Raw genomic sequence first — 22,527 nt, 5'->3', positions numbered from 1 at the left:
AAGGATCGCGCCAGCCGCCGGCTACTCGCCCTGGGCGAAGGTGCGCCGGTACTCGCTCGGGGTGGTGCCGAGGATGCGCTGGAAGTGCAGCCGCAGGTTCGCGCCGGTGCCCAGACCGACGTCGGCGGCGATCTGCTCGACGCTGCGCTCCGAACGCTCCAGCAGCTCCCGGGCCATGTCGATGCGGGCGCGCATGACCCACTGCATGGGCGTGTACCCGGTGTCCTCGGCGAACCGCCGGGAGAACGTGCGCGCCGACACCCCGGCGTGCCGGGCCAGCGCGTCGAGACCGAGCGGCTCGCCGAGCCGGTGCAGCGCCCACTCGCGGGTGGCGGCGAACCGCTCGCCGAGCGGCTCGGGCACGCTGCGCGGTACGTACTGGGCCTGGCCGCCGCTGCGGTACGGGGCCGCGACCAGGCGCCGGGCCGCGTGGTTCGAGGCGGCGACGCCGAGGTCGCCGCGCAGGATGTGCAGGCACAGGTCGATGCCCGACGCGGCGCCCGCCGACGTCAGCACGCTGCCCTCGTCGACGAACAACACGTTCTCGTCGACCCGGACGAGCGGGTGCTTCGCCGCGAGCGCCCGCGCGTAGTGCCAGTGGGTGGTGGCGCGCCGGCCGTCGAGCAGGCCGGTGGCCGCGAGCGCGAAGGCGCCGGTGGAGATGGCGGCGAGCCGTGCGCCCCGGCGGTGGGCGGCGATCAGCGCGTCCACGACGGGGGGCGGCGGGTCCTCGCGGTCCGGGAACCGGTAGCCGGGGATGAAGACGATGTCCGCCCACGCCAGCGCGTCCAGGCCGTGCGCCGCGTGGTACGACAGCCCGTCACCCCCGGTCACGAGGCCGGGGGCGGCACCGCAGACCCGCACCTCGTACGGCATGCTGGCGCGGGTCGTGAAGACCTGCGCCGGGATGCCGACGTCGAGCGGCTTGGCCCCTTCGAGCACGAGAACGGCGACGCGGCGCAGGCGGGACTCAGGCACGGTGATCAGCGTACGCGCCGGCGGGTACGGGCCCCGACGCGTGCCGGGCGTCAGGCGTTCGGGTCGAACGGGATGCCGGACGGCATGGAGTGCGCCAGGGCGTAGGCGAAGTCGCCGTCCTTGATCTTGATGGTGGCCGCGCCGAAGTTCGCGCTCAGCAGCTTGTCGCGGTAACCGGCCGGGTAGCCGTTCCAGCCGACCAGGCGGGGGTGGAACCAGCCGCCGGTCGCGTTCTCCGGGGGCTCGTCGTGGCTGCTCGCGAAGCGGAAGCAGTGGGTGGACACCCCGTCCTTGTGGTAGACGACCTTCGGGTGGGTGCCGTCGAAGCGGACCGAGGAGCGGGCGGCCACCTGGTAGCCGCTGTGCTGGGACACCGACACGTACTGGACCGCGTCGTCGTGGACCCACACCACGACGTGCTCCCAGTCATGGGTGTGGCCGATGGCCGCGGGACCGAGCGTCGCCTGGTCCTTCTCGAAGTAGCTGGCGTACATCACCGCGCACCAGTCGTGGTCGCACTTCTCGCGCGCGTAGGTGTTGGCGTTGGCGAGCTGGGCGTAGTCGTGGCAGTGGCCGTTGACGTCACCGCCCAGCTTCAGACCGGGGTTGAGGGTGCCGTCGGCCCCGATGGCCGCGGTCGCGTAGCAGCCGTCGCCGTCGTAGTCGTAGGCGGGGGAGAAGGTCTGCTCCAGCCCGTCGGCGTTCTGCGGCAGCGGCTGGAGGACGTTCGCGTGGGCGCTCGCCGGAACCGCGACGACGAGCGTCAGCGCCCCGAGCGCACCGAGGAGGGCATGGACCAGGGACGACGGACGGCGCATGGGGGCTCCTTGTCGGGCGGCGAGCTGGAACCTAGAAGGTCTGCACCAACCGCGTCAAGTAACCCTGTCATGAGGGGAGTTGACGGCACGTCGCTCACCGCCGGCAGAAGAGGACCGGGCCGTGGCACACCATCCGTGCGATGATCGCGAAAACCCTGCGGGCCGGACCCGCGCCGACGGAGAGGACAGCGCCATGGCGGCCGAGGCGTCACCGGGCACCGCCGGCCCGGACCACGCGCGCATCCCCGGCACCCCGGCCGGGGGCACGGTCGTCGTCCTCAACGGCACGTCCAGTTCCGGCAAGTCCAGCATCGCCCGGGCCCTGCTCGACCTGCTGGACGGCACCTGGTTCCACCTGCCCGTCGACGCCTTCCACGCGATGCGCTGCGACCGGCCCATCAGCGCCGAGGACCTCCAGCCGGAGATCGACCGCACCGTGAAGGGCTTCAACCGCGCCGTCGCCGGGATGGCTCAGGCCGGCAACAACGTCGTCGTGGACAACCCGCTGAGCCGCCGCTGGCGGCTGCTCGACCTCCTCGGGCTGCTCGTGCCCGAGGACACCGTCCTGGTCGGTGTCCGCTGCCCGCTGCCCGAGCTGGAGCGTCGTGAACGCGAGCGCGGTGACCGGCAGCCGGGTCTGGCGGCGATGCAGTACGCGGTCGTGCATGCGCACGGTCCGCACGACCTCGACGTGGACACCGCCCTGCTGTCCCCCGAGGAGTGCGCCCTGCGCGTCCGCGACCTCCTCGCGGACCGCCCGCGCCCCACCGCCTTCGAACGGCTTCGGGCGACCTTGCCGGCCCCGGCCTGACCGGCGGCCCGGCTTTCTGGTCGCGACGGCCTTGCTCACCGTGACCGGCGCTGCCCGCACCGGTAGGGGCCGTTCGGCCGTCCCGGGACGGTGTGTGCGGTGGGCACCGTCCCTCCGCCGGATCCCCACGCATGCCCCCCTCCCCCCTGGGTACGCGACGCGGAAGCACGCCCGGGTGTGTTCTGCCTGTGCGTGACCGTACGACCACCGCTACCTGGGGACCTGCCATGGAGACACCCGCACACGACGACCTTCCGACGCCGGCCCAGCAGGCGCTCGACGCGCTGGCCGTGAACGCCGAGGACCAGGCCGCCCTGGACACCCTCGCGCACAGCGACGTCCTCGTCCCGGTGCCGGACGACGCGCTGGACGGGGACGGCGCCGAACCCACCACCGTCGCCCTGCCCGTCCTGGAACAGAGCGACGGCGACCAGGTCGTCCCCGTGTTCACCTCCGAGGGGACGATGGCCGACCTGCTGCCGTTCGTCTCCCGCTACCGCCTGATCCCGCTCGGCGCCCTCGCCTCCCAGTGGCCGGCCGACGACCTCTCGCTGGCCATCGACGGCAGCTCCGAGCACGGCCTGACGCTGACCTCCCAGGGGGTGCGCACCCTGCTGGCGAGGTGAGCCGCCGCCTGCCGCGCGCAGGCGTCAGAATGCCCCCATGGAATGGATCTCCGGGGTGACCGGCGGACTCGGCGCAGTCGTCCTCGTCCTGGTGTTCGGCAGTGTCCTGCGCACCCTGGTGGTGCCCAGGGGCCTCTATTCCGTGCTGGTCTTCCGGCTGTGGTGGCTGCTGCGCAGGGTCCTGCGGCTCACCGCCCCGCGCGGCGGGTACGACGCGATCGACCGCGTGCAGACCTGGCTCGCCCCGCTGATGCTGATCGGCATGCTCGGCACCTGGCTCGGCGGGGCGCTGCTCGGATACGGCCTCCTGCTCTACGCGCTGTCCCCGCTCTCCTGGGCGACCGCGTTCCGCGAGGCCGGATCCAGCCTGTTCACGCTCGGCTTCGCCGGCGGGGCCCGGCTGAAGCTGTCCGTGCTCGACTTCGTCGCCGCGGCCACCGGACCTGTGCTGATCGCCCTCCAGATCGCCTACCTGCCCACCCTGTACGGCGCCTACAACCGCCGCGAACTTGAGGTCACCCTGCTCCAGGCGCGGGCCGGCGAACCCGCCTGGGGGCCGGAGATCCTCGCCCGGCAGTGGCTGGTCGACACCGAGACCGCGCTGCCCCAGCTGTACCGCGACTGGGAACGCCTGGCCTCGGACATGGGCGAGAGCCACTCCACCTACCCGATCCTGCTGACCTTCCGCTCCCCGCGCCCGCACCGCAGCTGGCTGGTCGGTCTAGTCGCCGTCATGGACGCGGCCGCGCTCCAGCTCGCGCTGGACCCGCGCCAGGCACCGCCGGAGGCGCGCCTGGTGCTGCGCGCCGGGTTCAGCGCCCTGCGCGACATTGCCCGCGCGCTGCGCATCCCCTTCGAGGCCGACCCCTCTCCCGGCAGCCCGATCCTGCTGACCTTCGCCGAGTTCGACGAGGCGGTGGCCATGATGACCGAGGCCGGCTTCCGTGCGGAACGCGGCACGCGGGAGGCATGGCCGCACTTCCGGGGCTGGCGGGTCAACTACGAGGCGGTCGCCTACGAGCTGTGCCGTCGCTGCGACGCCGTGCCCGCGCTGTGGACCGGCCCCCGCGACTTCTCCGCCGCGCCGATCCCGCCCCGGCGCCCGGTGGACCGCAGGCCCGGCCCAGGACGGCCGGAACTGCCCCCCGTGTTCGAGTAGTTCCCCACCCCCAGCCGGGAAGACCCCGGCGGAGGATGGGCACGCGTGCGAAGGAGCCGATGGCCGTGAGGATCGTCCTGCTGGGCACCGCCGCCGGAGGCGGCTTCCCGCAGTGGAACTGCGCCTGCGCGCTGTGCGCGGCGGCCCGGCGGGGCGAACTGCCTTCCCGGACCCAGGAGTGCGCCGCCGTCAGCGGCAACGGGCGCGACTGGTGGCTGCTCAACGCCTCGCCCGACCTGCGCGCCCAGCTCACCGCCACCCCGGCCCTGTGGCCCGGCCCGGGCCCGCGCGACACCCCGCTGCGCGGCGTGCTGCTCACCGACGCCGAGGCCGACCACGTCACCGGACTGTCCGAACTGCGCGGAGCGGCCGGGCTCACGGTCTACGCGGCCCGGCCGGTCCGCTCCGTCCTCGCCCCCGCACGCGCGGCCCTGGGCCGCTACGCCGCCTGGGAGTGGCCCGACAGCCTGGCCGACGGCGGCTTCGTGCTGTCCGGCGGACTGGTCGTCACCGCCCACCAGGTGGGCGGCAAGATCCCCAAGTACGTGCCGTCCGGCGCGTCAGCGCCCGGCCCGTGGGTCACGGCGTACCGGGTGGAGGACCTGGCGAGCGGGGGAGTGCTGGTGTACGCGCCCTGCGTCGGCGCCTGGAGCCCGGTGCTGGACGGCCTGTGCGCGTCGGCCGACTGCGTGCTGGTGGACGGGACCTTCTTCGCGGCCGACGAGATGGGCACGGCGGTGCGCAAAGGTGCCGGGCAGGCGGCCATGGGCCATCTGCCGGTCAGCGGCCCCGGCGGGTCACTGGAGGCACTGGCCCGCCGTCCCGGCGCGCGCCGGGTCTACACCCACCTGAACAACACCAATCCGCTGCTCGACCCCGGTTCACCGGAACACGCGCGGGTGGCCGCTCTCGGGGTGGAGGTGCTGCCGGACGGGACGGAGCTGACCTGTTAGGGCCACCTTCGCGACAGGCCCTGGTCCGCCCGCTCGGCCAGCGTTCGCTCCAGCACGGCCCGTTGCAGCGGCAGCACCTCGGCGTGCAGGTCGCGGCCCTTGCGGGTGAGGGCGACCCACACCCCGCGCCGGTCCTCCGCGCACACCGAGCGCTCGACCAGGCCCTCCTTCTCCAGGCGGCCGATCAGCCGGGACAGCGCGCTCTGGCTGAGATGGACCCGTCCGACCAGGTTCTGCACCCGGCACTGGTCGCCGTGCGCGGGCGACTCGGCGGCGAGCAGGTCCAGCACCTCGAAGTCGCTCGCGCCCAGCCCGTGCGGGTGCAGTACGCGGTCTATCTCGCACATCGTGCGCGCGTGGACCGAGAGGATGTCACGCCAGCGCTCCTCGAGCCGGGCGTCGGCCGTCTTGACTGCCATACCCGCACCGTAGCACCGAACCGGCCAATCGTTGAGTGTGCAACTAGTGCGGGTGCAAGGCGCCGCACCGGCTCAGGCGGACGGGTCCTGGAGCAGGCCCACCAGATTGCCGTCGGCGTCCTTCACGGAGGCGATCAGCCTGCCGCCGCCCACGTCCTGGGCGTCCTGCAGCAGCTCGGCGCCCGCCTCCAGCAGCGCCCCGAGCCGCTCGCGCAGATCGGTGACGTGCCAGTACGGCACCGGCCCGGTCAGCCCCTTGGCGTGCCCGTTCGGGTCGAGGCCGACGTCCTGGCCCTCGGCCTTGTACCCGACGTAGTACGGCTCGTCGGCGTACGGCTCGACCCCGAGCAGGGCGGCGAACACCGACTTGGCCTTCTCCAGGTCCTTGACGGGGTAGATGATCGTCTGCAGGCCGGCGGTCATGGGACTCTCCTTCGCGGTGCGGTGCCGACGGGTTTCCCGTCGGTGCTTCCACGCTAGGACGGGGCGGGCCCCGGCCGCTTCTCCGATCCTGACCGGTCGCGGCGGAGGGCTCTCCCCGTGCCGGGCCCGCTCACGCCGATTCGCGGCACGCCCTGCGCCATCAGGTCGGAGGCCACGAATGGCCGGCATCGTGGAGGCGGTCCCGAACGGCCGCGGCCTCGGTGTCCTCTTCTTACGACGACCGGGCGCCGTCCTCCATGACGTGGTTCGGCCACCGCTGAACCCCCACGGGCCCGGCCCTGCGGCGACGGCCGGGCCCTCCCCGCTGCTCCGGGCCGGACGGCCCGGCCGGCCTCGGCCGTACGCCCGTTCGCTACCGGACAAAGGGACGCCGACTCCCGGACGCGACCGCCCCGGCTGCGACACAGTGGGAGCACGCGCAGGAGGAGGCCGGACGGAGGCGGGACCCATGCTGAGGACTCCCTCGGGACACACGCGGCAGGACATCCTGGACTGGCTGAAGGACCCCGCGGTGCACTTCCCCGGACCGGGACCCGGCGATCCCGGTGGGCGGGGAGTCACCGCGCGGCCCCTGGCCGCCAAGCTCGGGGTGCCGCGCCGGACCGCACGCGCCCACCTCGACCTCCTCGTCCGCCTCGGCCTGCTGCGCACCCACCGGATCCGCTGCCGCACTCACTACCGGCGCGACGAGGTCCGCATCGCCGAGGTGGCCAGGATGTTCGAGAAGGGGTGGTGACAACCGGCGCCGCCTGCTAGGAAACGGCCTCGTGAACACACGGCCGGCCACGAGGACGGACCGCACGGACGGCGAAGGACAGGAACCCATGACGACCGCACTCGTCCCCCTCCACTACGTCGCCCTCGGCGGCCGCGGCCCCGAGGACGTGGTGGCCGACCCCGAAGGGCGGGTCCTCACCGGAATGGAGGACGGCCGCATCCTGCGCCTCCGCCACCTCGGGGACCCGGACACGGCCCGCGTCGAGACGCTCGCCGACACCGGCGGCCGCCCGCTCGGCCTGGAACTCCTCCCGGACGGCGCCCTGCTGGTCTGCGACGCCGAACGCGGCCTGCTGCGCGTGGAGCCCGGCGGCGCCGTGCACGTCCTCGCCGACTCGGTCGCGGGGGAGCGGCTGCGGTTCTGCAGCAACGTCGTCGCCCTGGCCGACGGCAGCGTGTACTTCACCGTCTCCAGCCGCCGGCACCCGCTGGACCACTGGATCGGCGACATCGTGGAACACTCCGGCAGCGGACGCCTGCTCCGGCTCGCCCCGGACGCCTCGGCACCCGAAGTCCTCCTCGACGGGCTGCAGTTCGCCAACGGCCTCGCCCCGAGCGCCGACGGCTCGTTCCTGGTGATCGCCGAGACCGGAGCCTGCCGCCTCACCCGCTACCACCTCACCGGGCCGCGCGCCGGGCGGGCCGAACCCTTCGCCGAACTGCCCGGCATGCCCGACAACCTGTGGCGCGAGGGCCCGGACGGACCCGTCTGGGTGGCCCTCGCCGGCCCCCGGGTCCCCCCGCTCGACCTGCTGCACCGCGCCCCCGCCGCCGTGCGCCGCACCGCCGCCCGGGCCGCCGTGCACGCCCCCTTCCGGCCCGGCGGCACGATCGGGGTGATGGCTCTCAACGACGACGGCACCGTCGTCCACCGCCTCACCCGCCGCCGGTCCGGCTTCCGCATGGTCACCAGCGTCTGCCGGGCCGGCCGGCACCTCGTGCTCGGCAGCCTCTGGGAGCCCGGCGTCGCCGTCTGCGCGCTGCCCGCCGTCCGCTGACCCGGCGGTACGCTGGTGCCCGGCCGTGATCACCCGAGAGGGCGGGCCGGACAGGAGACGCACACCATGACAGCCCCGGAAGCCGAGAGCCTCCGCGCCCGCCAGGCCTCCGCACGGCGGTCCGAGTGGCGCGCCCAGGCCCCCGTCGTGGCGGTGGTCGCCGCGGGCGGCGCCCTCGGCGCCGTGGCCCGCTACGGGCTCACCCTGGCCTGGCCCACACCGGCCGGCGGCTTCCCCTGGGCGACCTTCTGGACCAACGTCATCGGCTGCGCGGTCATGGGTGTGTTCATGGTGCTGATCACCGACGTCTGGGCCGCGCACCGCCTGCTGCGCCCCTTCTTCGGCACCGGTGTGCTCGGCGGCTTCACCACCTTCTCCACCTACGCCGTCGACATCCGCAAGCTGGTCGGCGCCGGTCGTCCCGGCACCGGCCTCGCCTACCTCGCCGCGACCCTCGTCGCGGCGCTCGCGGCGGTGTGGCTGGCCTCGGCCGCCGCCCGCACGGTCCTCGTCCGGAGGCAGCCATGACATCGCTCAGCGGCCGGGCCCTGCGGCTCACCGTCCACATCGGCGAGGACGACACCTGGCACCACAAGCCCCTCTACTCCGAGATCGTGCACCGCGCGCACGCGGCCGGCCTCGCCGGGGCCAGCGTCTTCCGCGGCATCGAGGGGTTCGGCGCCTCCTCCCGCATCCACACTGCCCGGCTGCTCTCCCTGAGCGAGGACCTGCCGGTGGCGATCGTCGTGGTGGACACCGAGGAGCGTGTCCGAGCCTTCCTGCCGCAGCTCGACGAACTGGTCACGGAGGGTCTGGTGACCCTCGACGAGTGCGAGGTCATCCGCTACGTGGGCCGCCCGCCCGGCCCGGGCGGGGACACGAAGGGCCCGAAGGCGAAGGGCCGGAAGCCGAAGGGTGAGAAGTCGGAGTGAACTGGCTGCTGGTCATCGCCGGGGCCGTGGTCGGCGCGCCCCTGCGCTATCTCACCGACCGCGCCGTCCAGGCCGGGCACGACTCGGTCTTCCCCTGGGGCACCTTCGTGGTGAACGTCACCGGCAGCCTGATCCTGGGTCTGCTCACCGGTGCCGTGTCGGCCGGAGCCGCAGGTCCGCACCTCCAGCTGCTGATCGGCACCGGTCTGTGCGGAGCCCTCACGACGTACTCGACCTTCTCCTACGAGACCCTGCGGCTGACCGAGGCGGGCGCGGGGCTCTACGCTGCCGCCAACGTCGTCGCGAGTCTCGTGGCGGGGCTTGCCGCCGCCTTCGCGGGCGTCGCCCTCGCCGGCACCCTCTGGAGCTAGGCGCTTGGCGTACGGCCGGGCATAGTAAGTACTGTCTACAGCACTGTCGACCAACTCTCCTCAGAACTGGATCCCATGAGCGCCATCTCCGTCGGTCAAGCCGTCGTCCTCGGAGTCGTCGAGGGGGTGACCGAGTTCCTCCCCGTGTCCTCCACCGGCCACCTCAAGATCGCCGAGGGGCTCATGAACATCCCCGTCGACGACAAGTCCGTCGTCGGCTTCTCGGCCGTCATCCAGGTCGGCGCCATCGCCGCCGTGCTCGTGTACTTCTTCAAGGACATCAAGCGGATCGTCTCGGCCTGGTTCCGTGGTCTGACCAACCGCGAGGAGCGCTACCACCACGACTACAAGTTCGCCTGGTGGGTGATCGCCGCGACCATCCCGATCGTCGTGGTCGGCCTCGCCGCGAAGCCGCTGATCGACGGCCCCCTAGCCTCGCTCTGGGTGGTCGCCGCCTCCCTGATCGTGGGTTCCGGCGTGATGTGGGCCGCCGACCAGATGGGCCGGCACAAGCGCGGTGAGGACGACACCTCGTTCAAGGACGCGATGTGGGTCGGCTGCTCGCAGATCCTCGCCCTGCTGTTCCCCGGCTTCTCCCGCTCCGGCGCCACCATGTCCACCGCGCTCATCCTGGACCTGGACCGCGTCGCCGCCACCCGCCTGTCGTTCTTCCTCGGCATCCCGGCCCTCACCGGCGCCGGCATCTACGAGCTGAAGGACGCCCTCGGCGCGGGCGTCGGCGCCGCCCCGCTCGCCGTCGGCACCATCGTGTCCTTCGTGGTCGCCTACGCCTCCATCGCCTGGCTGCTGAAGTTCGTCGCCAAGCACTCCTTCAACGCCTTCGTGATCTACCGGATCGTCATCGGCGGCGCGCTCCTCGGCCTGCTCGCCACCGGCACGCTCAGCAGCTGAGCGAAGACCGCTGATCACCCACGGGGTGCGGATACCTGCATTCAGGTACCGCACCCCGTGAATTTTTTCATACGACCGGCTTGACAGTCCGCCGCCGCGCGACGCAGGATCACTCCCGTGAACCTGTCAGACAGCCAGACAGGTGTGCCGGCACCGCGGCGCGTCAGCGCCATGGAAGCGGTCCTCGGACACCTCCGCGGCGCCATCGAGCGCGGCGACTACACCATCGGCGACAAGCTCCCGTCCGAGGCCGAGCTGTGCCGCACCCTCGAGGTGTCCCGGCCCGTCCTGCGGGAGGCGTTGCGCGCGCTGCAGACGATGGGCCTGACGGTCTCCCGGACCGGCAAGGGCACCTTCGTCGTCGCGAGCGCGGTCGAGGACCCCACGTTCGGCGACTACGCGGCCAGCGACCTGCTGGAGGTGCGCCGCCACATCGAGATCCCGGTCGCCGGGTACGCCGCCGTGCGCCGCACCCCGGAGGACCTGGACCGCCTGGCCCACCTCCTGGACCGGATGGAGCGGGAGACGGACACCACCGCGTGGGTCGCGATGGACAGCCTCTTCCACCTCGCCGTCGCCGAGGCCGCCCAGAACCCGGTCTTCCGCCGGGTCATCGAGGAGATCCGCGACGCGCTGGCGCGCCAGTCGGCCTTCCTCAACGAGCTGGGCGGGCGCCGCGAGCAGTCCAACCGGGAGCACCGGGCGATCGTCGAGGCGCTGGTCGACGGCTCCGAGCACGACGCGGCCGAGGCGATGAGCCACCACCTCGACCGCGTCGAGACGACCCTCACCGACATCGTGCGCGCCGGCCGCCCGGACTCGGCGGAAGCCGGAACCGGAGCATGAGCGCTCCGCGCACCGCGACGGGGCCCGCGGCGGGCCCGGGCCCGGACCGCTCCGGCCGCGCCCCGCACCCAACCGGCTGCTCCCCGCGCCCCACCGGTCGCGGTGCGCGCTCGGCGGCGTCGGGCGGCTTGGGCCGGTGGCCTATCGGCCGCGGGCCGCACCTCACCGGTCGCGGTTCGCGCCCGGCGGCGATGGGTGGCCTGCGCTCGTGGCCCATCGGCCGCGCTTCCCGCCATAGCGGCCGCGCCCTGCACCTCACCGGCCGCGCCCCGCGGCCGGCGGAGACGGGTGGGCTGGGCTCGTGGCCCACCGGCCGTGCTTCGCGCCCGGTGGCGACGGATGGCCCGAGCCCGTACCCCACCAGCCACGCTCCCCACCCCGCTGGCTGCGCCGCGCGCCCGGCGGCGATGGGCGGCTTGGGCCCGCGGCCCACCGGCCGTGCTTCGCGCCTGATGGCGACGGACGGCCCGACCCCGCACCCCATCGGCCGCGCCCCGCGCCCCACCGGTCGCGGTTCGCGCTCGGCGGCGTCGGGCGGCTTGGGCCGGTGGCCTATCGGCCGCGGGCCGCACCTCACCGGTCGCGGTGCGCGCTCGGCGGATTCGGGCGGCCCGACCCCGCACCCCATCGGCCGGGCCCCGCGCCCGGTGGCGACGGGCGGCCCGAGCCCGTACCCCAGCAGCCGCGCTCCCCGCCCCACCAGCCACGCCCCACACCCCACCGGCCCCGTCCCGCACCCGGCGGGGAGGGGTGGCCCGACTCCTCAGAACCCCGCGCGCACGAGCCATCACCGGGCTCCGGCGCGCACGTACCCCACCGGCGGCGGCGCGTGATCCGCGCCGCGACCCCCGACAAGCAGGCAGCCATGTACAACGGTTCCCCCGTGGACGCACCCCTGGTCCGCGAGCCCCTCCACGCCCCCGTCGCCCACCTCGTCCGCGGCGGGGTCGTCGAGGGCATCCACTACGGCTCCGTCGTCGTCCTCGACGCCGACGGCCGGGTCCAGCTCCAGCTCGGCGACATCGAGGCCGCGTTCTACCCGCGCTCGGCCCTCAAGCCCGTCCAGGCCGTGGCCATGCTGCGGGCCGGGCTGCCGCTCGACGGTGACCTGCTCTCGCTGGCCGCCGCGAGCCACTCCGGCGAGGAACGGCACCTCGCCGGCACCCGGCGGATCCTCGACCTCGCCGGCCTCACCGAGGACGACCTGCGCAACGTGCCCGACATGCCGTACGACCCCGTCGAGCGGGACGCCTGGGTCCGCGACGGCAGGCAGCCCTCCCGCCTCGCCCAGAACTGTTCCGGCAAGCACGCCGCCATGCTGTGGACCGCCAAGCTCAACGGCTGGTCGCTGACGGACTACCTGGACGCCGCGCACCCGCTCCAGCGGGCCGTCGCCGACACCGTCGAGGACCTGACCGGCCAGCGAGCGGCCGGGGTCACCGTGGACGGCTGCGGCGCGCCGCTGTTCGCCATATCCCTGCACGGGCTCGCCCGCGCCTTGTCCCGCATCACCTCGGCCGCCCCGGGCACGCCCGAGGCCCGGGTGGCGAACGCGATGCGCGAGCACCCCGAGACGGCCTCCGGCACCCGGCGCGACGTGGCCGCGCTGATGCGGGCCGTCCCCGGGCTGCTCGCCAAGGACGGCTTCGAGGGCGTCCAGGTGGCCGCGCTGCCCGACGGCCGGGCCGTCGCCGTCAAGATCGCCGACGGCGCGAACCGGGCGCGCGTTCCGGTCGCGGCGGCCGCGCTGGCCCGGGTGGGCGTCGACCCGGCCCTGCTGACCGGGTTCGCCGGCGAGCCGCTGCTCGGCGGCGGGGAGCCGGTCGGCTCCGTGCGGCCGGTGCGCGCGCTGGACCCCGTCGAGCTGCCGGCCTGCGCCTGACCTCCCGCCGGTGACGCCCGGCGCCCCCCGCCCGGGGCGCCGGCACCCCCGTACCCCAGAAACCAGAAAGTGGTCCCGCACCCTCATGACCGCCGCCACCCGTAGCGAGCACGACCTGCTCGGCGACCGAGACGTACCCGCCGACGCCTACTGGGGTGTCCACACCCTGCGCGCGACGGAGAACTTCCCGATCACGGGCACCCCGATCTCCGCCTACCCGCACCTGATCGACGCCCTGGCCGCCGTCAAGGAGGCCGCCGCCCTCGCCAACGAGGAACTCGGCCTGCTGGAGCCCCGGAAGGCCGCCGCGATCGTCGCCGCCTGCCGCGAGATACGCGCCGGCGAGCTCCACGACCAGTTCGTCGTGGACGTCATCCAGGGCGGCGCGGGCACGTCCACCAACATGAACGCCAACGAGGTCGTGGCCAACCGCGCGCTGGAGCTGCTCGGCCACGCCAAGGGCGACTACGCGCACCTGCACCCCAACGAGGACGTCAACCTCGGCCAGTCGACCAACGACGTCTACCCCACCGCCGTCAAGATCGCGACGGTGTTCGCGGTGCGCGGCCTGCTCAAGGCGATGGCCGTCCTCCAGGACTCCTTCGCGCACAAGGCCGTCGAGTTCCGCGACGTGCTGAAGATGGGCCGCACCCAGCTCCAGGACGCGGTGCCGATGACCCTCGGCCAGGAGTTCTCGGCGTTCGCCGTGATGCTGGAGGAGGACCGCAGCCGGCTCGCCGAGGCCGTCGAGCTGGTCCAGGAGATCAACCTCGGTGCCACCGCCATCGGCACCGGACTCAACGCCCCGGCCGGCTACGCCGAGGCCGCCCGCAGGCACCTCGCCGCGATCACCGGACTGCCCCTGGTCACCGCGGCCAACCTGGTCGAGGCCACCCAGGACTGCGGCGCCTTCGTGCAGATGTCGGGCGTGCTCAAGCGGATCGCCGTCAAGCTCTCCAAGAGCTGCAACGACCTGCGCCTGCTCTCCTCGGGCCCGCGCGCGGGCCTGGGCGAGATCAACCTGCCGCCGGTCCAGGCCGGTTCGTCGATCATGCCGGGCAAGGTCAACCCCGTGATCCCCGAGGTCGTCAACCAGGTCGCCTTCGAGGTGATCGGCAACGACGTGGCCATCACCATGGCGGCGGAGGCCGGGCAGCTCCAGCTCAACGCCTTCGAGCCGATCATCCTGCACTCCCTGTCCGAGTCGATCACCCACCTGCGCCGCGCCTGTCTCGTCCTGGCCGAGCGCTGCGTGAACGGCATCACCGCCAACACCGAGGTGCTGCGTGCGACCGTCGAGAACTCCATCGGCCTGGTCACCGCGCTCAACCCGTACATCGGGTACACGGCCGCCACCGACATCGCCAAGGAGGCCCTGGCCACCGGCCGGGGAGTGGCCGAGCTGGTGCTGGAGAAGGGCCTGCTGCCCGCCGAGCGGCTGGCCGACCTGCTGCGTCCCGAGATCGTCGCCGGCAGCGGGGCATCCGCCGCCTGACCCCTGCGGGGCCCGTGCGGTTACGCGCCCGGACCGGCCGGAGGCACAATGGTGATCATGACAACGACGTCGTCCCTCGCCTTCCTGCCGGTCCTGGAGCGCATCGCCGAGGAGATCGAGCGCACGCCCGGCCGCGGGCGTCCCGCCGACTACATCCCGGCCCTCGCGGCCCGCGATCCGCGCAGCTTCGGCATGGCCGTCGCCGAGCTGGACGGCACGGTCTACGGGGTGGGGGACTGGCGGCAGCCCTTCTCGACGCAGTCCATCACCAAGGTCTTCACGCTCGCCCTCGACCTGGCCCGCGAGGGCGACGAACTCTGGGAGCACGTGGGCCGGGAACCCTCCGGCAACCCGTTCAACTCGCTGGTGCAGCTGGAGTACGAGAACGGCATCCCGAGGAATCCTTTCATCAACGCGGGCGCGCTCGTCGTGACCGACCGCCTCCAGACCCGCACCGGGGACGCGGCCGGGGAACTGCTGGCCTTCCTGCGCGCCGAGAGCGGCAACCCCGCGCTGGACTTCGACAAGGAGATCGCGGCCTCCGAGACCGCGAACGGCGACCGCAACGCGGCCCTCGCCCACTTCATGGCGTCCTACCGCAACATCGACAACGACGTGCCCGTCCTGCTCGACCAGTACTTCCGCCAGTGCTCCATCGCCGCCTCCTGCGGCGACCTGGCCCTCGCCACCACCTTCCTCGCCCGGCACGGCATCCGCTCCGACGGCACCCGGCTGCTCACCCGCAGCCAGGCCAAGCAGGTCAACGCCGTGATGCTGACCTGCGGCACCTACGACGCGGCCGGCGACTTCGCCTACCGCGTCGGACTGCCCGGCAAGAGCGGGGTCGGCGGCGGGATCATCGCGGTCGTGCCGGGCCGGTGCACGCTGTGCGTGTGGAGCCCGGGGCTGGACGAGCGCGGCAACTCGGTGGCCGGAGTGGCTGCCCTCGACCGGTTCACGACGCTGACCGGCCTGTCGGTGTTCTAGACCCCGACGTCCTCGCGGGGCCGGCCGGTGTTCCGGAGCCTGCCTTCGTCGTCCCGGGGCCTGCCGTCGTCGTCCCGGCCCGTCGCCGGACCGCACGGGCCACCGACCGGTCACCCGGCGGCCCAGGCCAGGAAGGTCCCGCGTCGTCTCGCGGCCATCCCGCGTTGCCACGCTGCCCGCGTGCCGGCCAAGACCATCCCCGTCGACCACCCCGTCGACCTCCGCCGCTGCCAGGTGCTGGGCCTGGCCGGTACCGCCTTCCTCGCCCTGGGCGGTGAGACCGCGGGCGCCCTGCCCGTCCGGGACCACCTCGCGCCCGCCTCCGCACAGGCCGCGCTCGGACTGGTCGCGGTCTACTTCGGGGTCGTGCTGCTGACCGCCGCCTGGATGCTGCTCGGACGGCTGGTCCGCGGCCCGCGCCCACCGTCCCAGCGGTCCCTGCTGCTGGTCCTGGCCGTCTGGGCGACGCCCCTGCTGCTCGCCCCGCCGCTGTTCAGCCGGGACGTCTACAGCTACCTCGCGCAGGGCGCCATGGTCGACGCCCACATGGACGTGTACACCCAGGGACCGGCACAGCTCGGCGGCCCGCTGGCCGACGAGGTCGCCCCCGTCTGGCAGCACACGGCCGCCCCCTACGGGCCGGCCTTCCTGGCCCTGGCCTCCGCGCTGTCCGGACTGACCCACGGCCGGCTGCCCGCCGGACTGCTCGGCATGCGCCTGCTCGCGCTGCTCGGCGTGGCCCTCATGGCCGCGGCGCTGCCCCGTCTCGCCCGGCACAGCGGCGCCGACCCGGCCGCCGCGCTGTGGCTCGGCGCCCTCAACCCGCTGGTCCTGCTGCACCTCGTCGCGGGCGCCCACAACGACGCGCTCATGCTCGGCCTGCTCGGGCTCGGCCTGGTCGCCGCGTGCGGCCGATGGCCCGTCCTCGGGGCCGCGCTCGTCACCTCGGCGGCCCTGGTCAAGGCGCCCGCCGCGCTCGGCCTGGTCGCCGTCGTGGCCCTGCTGGTCCGCTCCGGCCGCCGCCCGGCGCACGCGATCGCGCTCACCACGGCCGCCGCCGCGGCCACCACGGTCACCGCGACCGCCGTGGCCGGCACGGGGTACGGCTGGATCCACGCCCTGACCACCCCCGTCTCGCCGCACAACTGGGCCCTCACCAGCCTGCTCGGCCGGGCCACCCGCGCCGCGCTCGAACACCTCGGCAGCGGCCTGGCCCCGCTGGCCGTCCCGGCCTGGCACCTGCTCGGCCTGGCCGCCACCGCGGCCGCCGTCTCGCTGATCTGGCTGCAACTGCGCCCGCACCCGGTGTACGCCCTCGGCCTGAGCCTGCTGGCCGTCGCCGTCCTCGGCCCGGCGATCCGCCCCTGGTACGTGCTCTGGGGCCTGTTCCTCATCGCGGCCGCCGGGCCCAGCGCCCCGGTACGGCACCGGGTGGCCGCCCTGGCCGGCGTCCTCGCCCTCGCCGTGCTGCCCAGCGGCGGACCGGCCGACCCCGGCCTGCTGGTGCTCGCCGTATCCGGCGCGCTGCTCGGTCTGGTCGTCCTGTGGCAGGCCCGCCAGAGCGCCCGCACACCCGCGCCGGGACGCACCGCGTGAGCGTCCGTCCGGCGCCGCGCACCGACCGGGGACGGCTGCTGCTCGTCCTCGCGCTCGCCGCCGCCGTCACCGCGTTCACGGCGACCGTGCCGCTGCTGCGTGGCTTCTTCGACCTGCGCGTCTACTACGGCACCGTGCACACCTGGCTGGCCCACGGCGGCCGTATCTACGACTACCGGGTGCCGGGGACGGCGTACGGCTTCACCTATCCGCCGTTCGCCGCCCTCGCGCTGCTGCCGCTGGCCGCGCTGGGCAGGCCGGCCGCGATCGCCGCGTCCCTGCTGGTGAACCTGGCCGCGCTGGCGGTGGTACTGCGGATCCTGGCCGGGCCGGGGTGGCGGCGCCACGGCTGGTACCGGTGGTCGCTCGCCCTGTGCGCGCTGGCCCTGTTCGAGCCGCTGCGGGACACCTTCAGCTTCGGCCAGGTGAACCTGGTGCTGCTCGCCCTGGTCCTCGGCGACTGCCGGCTGCTCGCGGCCGGGCGGGACCGCTGGGCGGGGGCCGGGATCGGGCTCGCGGCGGCCGTGAAGCTCACGCCGGCGCTCTTCATCGGCCTCCTGCTGCTCGCCCGTCGGTGGCGCGCGGCGGCGGTGGCGGCCGTCGTGGCGCTCGCCGCGACCGGCCTCGCCGCCTGGGCGGACCCGGGCGCGTCGCGCTACTACTGGACCGAGGCGCTGTGGGACACCGGCCGGGTCGGCCGTCTCGACTACGTCTCGAACCAGTCGCTGCAGGGCGTCCTCGCCCGCCTCGGCGAACCCGACCGCGCGCCGTGGGCCGCGGCGGTCCTGCTGGTGCTCGGCCTGTGGGCGTGGCGCGCCGGACGGGCCGTGGCGGCCGGGGACTGGGCGGCGGCCTTCGCCCTCACCGGCGCGGCGGCCTGCCTGGTCAGCCCGATCACCTGGGTGCACCACCTGGTGTGGCTGCTGCCGGCCTTCACGGTCCTGGCGCGCGCCGGGCACCCGCGGCTCGCGGGCGCCCTGTACGCGGTGCTGTGCACCAGCGTGGTGTGGCTCTGGTTCGACGACGCCTCAGGACCGGGCGGGTTCCTCGGGAGCAACGCCTACACCTGGATCACGCTCGGCCTGCTGCTGGGCCTGCCGGCCGGTCAGCCGTCCGCGCCCCGGGCGTTCTTGGCCCTGAGCGCCCGTGTCACGGCGAATGCGCCGAGCCCGGCGAGCCCCGCGACGGCCACGGTGCCCGGCCAGTCCGAGTCGTCGTCCGGCGCCGGGCCGGCGGTCGCCGCCACGGGCGCGGCGGACGCGGGCGCGGCCGAGGCGGCGCGCAGCGCGTCCAGCGAGCCGACCGGGTCCACCCGCCCGGCCGCCGCGAAGCCCCAGTCGAGCAGCTGACGGGCCTCCTCGTAGACCTCGAACCCGCCGCCGTCCTGCGGGTTCATCACCGTGACGACCAGGGTGCGGCCGTCCCGGCGTGCGGCGGCGACGAGGGTGTTGCCCGCGTTGCTGGTGTAGCCGTTCTTGATGCCGATCAGCCCCGGGTACGGCGCCACGCCGTCCTCGCCGGTCAGCAGCCGGTTGGTGTTCTCGATCGCGTACGGCCATCCGTCGCCGGGGAACTGGGCGTGCGCGGTGGAGCAGTACCGGGCGAAGTCGGGGTTGCGCAGCCCCTCGCGCCCGAAGACCGCCAGGTCGTAGGCCGAGGAGACCTGTCCGTCGGCGTCGTAGCCGTCGGGGGAGACCACATGGGTGTCCAGGGCGCCCAGCGCGCGGGCCTTGGTCTGCATCCTGGCGGCGGTCCGCTGCCAGCCGCCGCCCAGGGAGGCGAGCACGTGGACGGCGTCGTTGCCCGAGCTGAGGAAGACGCCGCGCCACAGGTCGGCCACCTGGTAGGTGTGGCCCTCCTCGACGCCGACCAGGCTGCTGCCCTCGCCCACGTCCTCCAGTTCCTCGTACCGGACCGTGTGCTGCCGGGTGGCGGGCAGGCCGGGCAGCACGGTGAGGGCGAACAGGGTCTTCAGGGTGCTGGCGGGCGGCAGCCTGCGGTGCGCGGAGTTCGCGGCCAGCACCTCGCCGCTGCCGGCGTCGGCCACCACCCAGGAGAGCGCGGAGACCTCCGGCACCTCGGGGGCGCCGCGGCGCGCCCTGACCTGGGGGCCCGAGTGGTAGAGCAAGGACGGCTGCGGCACCGCCGCCCGGGGGCGCGGGGGTGCGGGATCCCCCGCACGGTGCGCGGTCGCGGCGGCGGCCGGCGCGAGCGCCAGCACGCCCGCCACACACAGGGAACAGGCGGAGACGGCCGTCCGACGAGAGATTCCGGTGATCATACGATCAACCTAAGAAGGGTGGCGTGAAGTGGCGCGCTGCCCGGGCCGGACGGCCCAGTGGAGCAACCCGGATGCCGCACGCGGCACCTTCCCCGGACGCCGGACGCCGGACGCCGGACGCCGGACGCCGGATGCGGATGCGGGACGCCGCACGCGGGCCTCCCCGGGCGCGGCTCAGCCCGCGGGCAGCGTCGGCTGGACGCGACGCAGGAAGGCGGCGTTGCCGGGCGTCTCCCGCATCCGCTCCAGCAGGGTCTCCAGGGCGGCGGGCGCGCCGTCCCGGGAGCGCAGCGCCCGGCGCAGTCCCCGGGTGGCCGTCAACTCCGCCGGGGTGAGGAGGAGTTCCTCACGGCGGGTGCCCGTGGCGTCGATGTCCACGGCCGGGAACAGGCGCCGGGCTGCCGCCTCCCGGTCCAGGCGCAGCTCCATGTTGCCCGTGCTCTTCAGCTCCTCGAAGAAGTAGCCGTCGGCGCGGGAGCCGGTGTCGACCAGGACGGTGGCGAGGATGGTGAGCGAGCCGCCCTCCTCGGCCGCGCGGGCGGCGCCGAAGAACCGCTTGGGCCCGAGCAGCGCGCCCGCGTCGACACCGCCGCTCAGGGTGCGGCCGCCGGCGGCCGCCGCGTTGTTGTGCGCCCGGCACAGCCGGGTCAGCGAGTCCAGCAGGACGACGACGTCCTCACCGGCCTCGACGAATCGCTTGGCCCGCTCGACGACCAGTTCCGCGAGGGCGATGTGCTCCTTGGGTGCCCGGTCGAAGGTGGAGGCGTACACCTCGCCGCGCACCGAGCGGCGCATCTCGGTGACCTCCTCGGGCCGCTCGTCCAGCAGGAGGACCATCAGCCGGCACTCCGGGTGGTTGCCGGCCACGGCGGCGGCCAGTTGCTGGAGCAGCACGGTCTTGCCGCTCTTGGGCGGGGCCACGATCAGCCCGCGCTGGCCCTTGCCGACCGGCGCGAACAGGTCGGCGACCCGGCCGGCCGCGCCGGACGCGGGGTGTTCGAGGCGGATCCGCTCGTGCGGGTGGAGCGGGGTGAGGTCCTGGAAGCGGCGGCGGCCCCGCGAGCCGTCCGGGTCGCCCCCGTTGACGCGCGTGACCTCGGTCAGCGTGCGCTGCGCCCCGCGCACGCCCTCGACGAGGTCGCCCTTGCGCAGGCCGTGACGGCGGATCAGCGCGGGCGGCACCTGCGGGTCGGCGGGGGAGGACAGGCAGGTCACGGCCCGCAGGTGCCCCTTCCCGTGCGCGTCGACGTCGAGGACGCCGACGACGGGCGCCGCGGCCGGTGCCCGCTGTACGTGCGGGGGTTCGAGTGTGGTGGTCATGGTGGTCCTTTCGCGGACTCGGATACGGAAGCAGGCAGAAGGGGGGAGGGAAGCGGGCCGCGCGACGGGAGGGCGTACGCGCCTCCGGGCGGCCACGGGAACGGCACCCCGTGAGACGAGGTGGTGTGAAGCGGCTGACGCGCCGGGTCGCGGAACGACGGACGGGTCAACGCGGAGAGAGGAGAACGGCACCGGCGCCCTCAAGGGGGCGAGCACGAGTACCGCAAGCACCGTACCACTGCGCGGCACGGCCCCGCTGGAACCATGTCAACACCGCTGGTGCGCGTCCTGTTCCCGGGGCGTCGAGGGGGCGGCTTTACCGGGCCGCGTGTCCCGGGGTGTCACCGGTCCGCATCAGATGTCCGCACACCATAACGATCCCGGGCGGGAAGGGACTTGACCGGTGGACCTGCTCTATTGTCAGGACATGTCCACGCCACCCCAGCCCCCGCAGCCGGCCGACCAGCCCGCACCGCAGCCCGGGGCGTCCGCGCCGCAGCCCGCCCCGCAGCCGGGGCCCTCCACACCGGAGCCTGCGCCGCAGCCCGTACCGCCCACGGCGCAGCCCGCACCACAGGCGGGGCAACCCGCGCCGCAGCCGGGGCACCCCGCCGCACAGCCGGGGCAGCCCGCGCCCCAGCCCGCGATACCGGCTCAGCCGGCGGCCTACTCCTACCCGCATCCGCAGTCGCCCCCGGCGGGGGCCTTCTACGCGCAGCCGACGCTCGTCGGGCAGCCGGGTCAGCTGGGTCAGCCCGGTCAGCCGCAGGTGGGTGTGCCGGGGAATCCCTACGCGCAGCCGCCGCAGTACGCGCAGGTGCCGGCCCCGCCGTCCGCGGGCGGCGGGGCCGGGCGGGCCGTGCTGTGGGTCGCCGTCGGCGCGGTCGTGGCCTCCGTCGCCTGGGCGGCCGGGGTGTTCCTGATCGGCGGCCGGGGCGACAGCGCGGACCTGCGTGGTTACTCGGCGCCCGCCGACATGTGCTCGAGGGCCGACTACTCGTCCTTCAAGGACGAGTACCCCGAGAGCGACTCCTCGCCGACCCACAACTCCCTCAAGGACAAGGCGCTGGACGAGAGTTTCTGCAGCGTCAACCTGAAGAAGACCGGCTCCTCCTACGCGGACGCCTATCTGTCCATCCAGGTCGACCTGCACCGCAGCACCGACCCGGGGCCGGAGTTCACGGCCACCTGGAAGAACTACGGTGACAGCCACACGGGTTACGACGTGAACGAGGTCAAGGGCATCGGTGACGAGGCGTACCTGGTCAGCCAGGACACCACCAGCGGGTCCTCCAGCGGCTCGCGCTACGCCACCCTCGCCGTGCGCGACGGCTGGGTGACGTACACGATGAGCTACAGCGCCTACCTCAGCACCTACTCCCAGGACAAGACCCCGCCCGGGCTCAGCGACGTCTCCGACTGGCTGAAGACGGACACCAGGGCCACCCTCGAACAGCTCAAGGACTGACGCCGACGGCGGCGGCCCGTCACCGGTCACACCGGCCGGGCCGCCGCCTCCTCGGCGATCCGCTCGAACCGCGCGCCCATGGCCTCGGCGAGGGCGTGGGCGCCCGACAGCGGACGCACCATGACCATGAAGTCGTCGATCAGACCGGCCTCGTTCACCCGCAGGAAGTCGCAGCCGGTCAGCTCGCGGTCGCCCACCCGCGCCGTGAAGACCAGGGCGTGTTCCGGCCCGTCCGGGACGCCGATCTCACGGACGTACCGGAAGTCCTGGAACACCTCGGAGACCGCGCGCAGTATCGCCGCGGTGATCGCCTTGCCGTGGTACGGCTTGAAGACGACCGGGCTGGTGAAGACGACGTCGTCGGCCAGCAGCGCCTCGACGGCGTCCAGGTCGCCCGCCTCGACCGCCTCGCGGAACGCGCGCATCGGATCACCTCGCATAGTCAACAAATTGA

Annotated in this window: 23 protein-coding genes and 1 pseudogene; 17 read left to right on the top strand and 7 right to left on the bottom strand. The window is 74.1% G+C overall.

The window, feature by feature from the left end; genetic code table 11:
• Positions 1-21: 21 nt before the first annotated feature.
• Positions 22-978 (bottom strand): GlxA family transcriptional regulator, encoded by a 957-nt coding sequence (locus PV343_RS00410; protein WP_319144687.1) that lies wholly within the window; start codon positions 976-978, stop codon positions 22-24.
• A gap of 50 nt (positions 979-1,028) precedes the next feature.
• Positions 1,029-1,796, bottom strand: coding sequence for an NPP1 family protein (locus tag PV343_RS00405; RefSeq protein ID WP_319144686.1), 768 nt, complete (start codon positions 1,794-1,796; stop codon positions 1,029-1,031).
• Between the two features lie 193 nt (positions 1,797-1,989).
• On the opposite strand from PV343_RS00405, the gene PV343_RS00400 reads away from it, so the two are divergent.
• The 4 genes from PV343_RS00400 (at position 1,990) to pqqB (ending at position 5,345) form a co-directional block, all read left to right on the top strand.
• The gene (locus PV343_RS00400) at positions 1,990-2,607 is read left to right on the top strand and encodes a phosphotransferase-like protein (protein ID WP_319144685.1); all 618 of its coding nucleotides are present in this window, start codon (positions 1,990-1,992) and stop codon (positions 2,605-2,607) included.
• Between the two features lie 227 nt (positions 2,608-2,834).
• On the top strand, positions 2,835-3,233 hold the full coding sequence (locus PV343_RS00395) for an SseB family protein (protein WP_020938350.1): 399 nt from the start codon (positions 2,835-2,837) through the stop codon (positions 3,231-3,233).
• A gap of 37 nt (positions 3,234-3,270) precedes the next feature.
• The gene (locus PV343_RS00390; RefSeq protein WP_319144684.1) at positions 3,271-4,392 is read left to right on the top strand and encodes a hypothetical protein; all 1,122 of its coding nucleotides are present in this window, start codon (positions 3,271-3,273) and stop codon (positions 4,390-4,392) included.
• Between the two features lie 59 nt (positions 4,393-4,451).
• A complete protein-coding gene (gene pqqB, locus PV343_RS00385; RefSeq protein WP_319144683.1) occupies positions 4,452-5,345 on the top strand; it encodes a pyrroloquinoline quinone biosynthesis protein PqqB in 894 nt (297 codons plus the stop codon).
• Here pqqB and PV343_RS00380 read toward each other — a convergent pair.
• On the bottom strand, positions 5,342-5,764 hold the full coding sequence (locus PV343_RS00380) for a MarR family winged helix-turn-helix transcriptional regulator (protein ID WP_319144682.1): 423 nt from the start codon (positions 5,762-5,764) through the stop codon (positions 5,342-5,344). The two genes, pqqB and PV343_RS00380, sit on opposite strands and share 4 nt — an antisense overlap.
• Before the next feature lie 72 nt (positions 5,765-5,836).
• Positions 5,837-6,187, bottom strand: a complete 351-nt coding sequence (locus PV343_RS00375) for a VOC family protein (RefSeq protein ID WP_319144681.1) — start codon at positions 6,185-6,187, stop codon at positions 5,837-5,839.
• 469 nt (positions 6,188-6,656) lie between these two features.
• Here PV343_RS00375 and PV343_RS00370 point away from each other — a divergent pair, with 469 nt between their 5' ends.
• The 12 genes from PV343_RS00370 to PV343_RS00315 all read left to right on the top strand — a co-directional run bounded on the left by PV343_RS00370 (position 6,657) and on the right by PV343_RS00315 (position 18,353).
• On the top strand, positions 6,657-6,944 hold the full coding sequence (locus PV343_RS00370) for a helix-turn-helix domain-containing protein (protein WP_319144680.1): 288 nt from the start codon (positions 6,657-6,659) through the stop codon (positions 6,942-6,944).
• A gap of 88 nt (positions 6,945-7,032) precedes the next feature.
• Positions 7,033-7,983 carry an SMP-30/gluconolactonase/LRE family protein gene (locus tag PV343_RS00365; RefSeq protein WP_319144679.1) on the top strand — a complete coding sequence of 317 codons (951 nt, stop codon included), beginning with the start codon at positions 7,033-7,035 and terminating at the stop codon, positions 7,981-7,983.
• Positions 7,984-8,049: 66 nt separating this feature from the next.
• Positions 8,050-8,511, top strand: a complete 462-nt coding sequence (gene crcB, locus PV343_RS00360) for a fluoride efflux transporter CrcB (RefSeq protein WP_319144678.1) — start codon at positions 8,050-8,052, stop codon at positions 8,509-8,511.
• Positions 8,508-8,915 carry a DUF190 domain-containing protein gene (locus PV343_RS00355; protein ID WP_319144677.1) on the top strand — a complete coding sequence of 136 codons (408 nt, stop codon included), beginning with the start codon at positions 8,508-8,510 and terminating at the stop codon, positions 8,913-8,915. The genes crcB (PV343_RS00360) and PV343_RS00355 overlap by 4 nt, the downstream gene beginning before the upstream one ends.
• The gene (gene crcB / locus PV343_RS00350) at positions 8,912-9,286 is read left to right on the top strand and encodes a fluoride efflux transporter CrcB (protein ID WP_319144676.1); all 375 of its coding nucleotides are present in this window, start codon (positions 8,912-8,914) and stop codon (positions 9,284-9,286) included. Before PV343_RS00355 ends, crcB (PV343_RS00350) begins: the two co-directional genes overlap by 4 nt.
• A gap of 75 nt (positions 9,287-9,361) precedes the next feature.
• Positions 9,362-10,198 (top strand): undecaprenyl-diphosphate phosphatase, encoded by an 837-nt coding sequence (locus PV343_RS00345; protein ID WP_319144675.1) that lies wholly within the window; start codon positions 9,362-9,364, stop codon positions 10,196-10,198.
• Between the two features lie 171 nt (positions 10,199-10,369).
• Complete coding sequence (locus PV343_RS00340; protein WP_319145155.1) at positions 10,370-11,044, top strand: FadR/GntR family transcriptional regulator; 675 nt, start codon at positions 10,370-10,372, stop codon at positions 11,042-11,044.
• Positions 11,045-11,909: 865 nt separating this feature from the next.
• Positions 11,910-12,926: an asparaginase gene (locus tag PV343_RS00335; protein ID WP_319144674.1), complete on the top strand. Its 1,017-nt coding sequence runs from the start codon at positions 11,910-11,912 to the stop codon at positions 12,924-12,926.
• An 85-nt stretch (positions 12,927-13,011) separates the two neighbouring features.
• Positions 13,012-14,421, top strand: coding sequence for an aspartate ammonia-lyase (gene aspA, locus PV343_RS00330; protein ID WP_319144673.1), 1,410 nt, complete (start codon positions 13,012-13,014; stop codon positions 14,419-14,421).
• A gap of 48 nt (positions 14,422-14,469) precedes the next feature.
• Positions 14,470-15,408 carry a glutaminase gene (locus PV343_RS00325; protein ID WP_319144672.1) on the top strand — a complete coding sequence of 313 codons (939 nt, stop codon included), beginning with the start codon at positions 14,470-14,472 and terminating at the stop codon, positions 15,406-15,408.
• 180 nt (positions 15,409-15,588) lie between these two features.
• Positions 15,589-17,004, top strand: coding sequence for a polyprenol phosphomannose-dependent alpha 1,6 mannosyltransferase MptB (gene mptB, locus PV343_RS00320; protein WP_319144671.1), 1,416 nt, complete (start codon positions 15,589-15,591; stop codon positions 17,002-17,004).
• Entirely contained in the window at positions 17,001-18,353 is a 1,353-nt protein-coding gene (locus PV343_RS00315) for a glycosyltransferase 87 family protein (RefSeq protein WP_319144670.1), read from the top strand. Before mptB ends, PV343_RS00315 begins: the two co-directional genes overlap by 4 nt.
• Positions 18,354-18,403: 50 nt before the next feature.
• Here PV343_RS00315 and PV343_RS00310 read toward each other — a convergent pair.
• Both PV343_RS00310 and rho read right to left on the bottom strand, forming a co-directional pair.
• A pseudogene (locus PV343_RS00310) lies at positions 18,404-19,285 on the bottom strand (D-alanyl-D-alanine carboxypeptidase family protein); the annotation flags it as partial.
• A gap of 174 nt (positions 19,286-19,459) precedes the next feature.
• Positions 19,460-20,605 (bottom strand): transcription termination factor Rho, encoded by a 1,146-nt coding sequence (gene rho / locus PV343_RS00305; RefSeq protein WP_319144669.1) that lies wholly within the window; start codon positions 20,603-20,605, stop codon positions 19,460-19,462.
• 427 nt (positions 20,606-21,032) lie between these two features.
• Between rho and PV343_RS00300 the strand changes: the two genes are divergently transcribed.
• Complete coding sequence (locus PV343_RS00300) at positions 21,033-22,073, top strand: hypothetical protein (RefSeq protein WP_319144668.1); 1,041 nt, start codon at positions 21,033-21,035, stop codon at positions 22,071-22,073.
• 26 nt (positions 22,074-22,099) lie between these two features.
• On the opposite strand, the gene PV343_RS00295 is transcribed toward PV343_RS00300, so the two are convergent.
• Complete coding sequence (locus PV343_RS00295; protein ID WP_319144667.1) at positions 22,100-22,498, bottom strand: nuclear transport factor 2 family protein; 399 nt, start codon at positions 22,496-22,498, stop codon at positions 22,100-22,102.
• Positions 22,499-22,527: the final 29 nt, after the last annotated feature.

This window comes from Streptomyces sp. WI03-4A, assembly GCF_033792105.1.
Lineage (GTDB): Bacteria > Actinomycetota > Actinomycetes > Streptomycetales > Streptomycetaceae > Streptomyces > Streptomyces collinus_A.
Note: the sequence above shows the minus strand (reverse complement) of the source record. Positions and strands in the feature narration are given on the sequence as shown.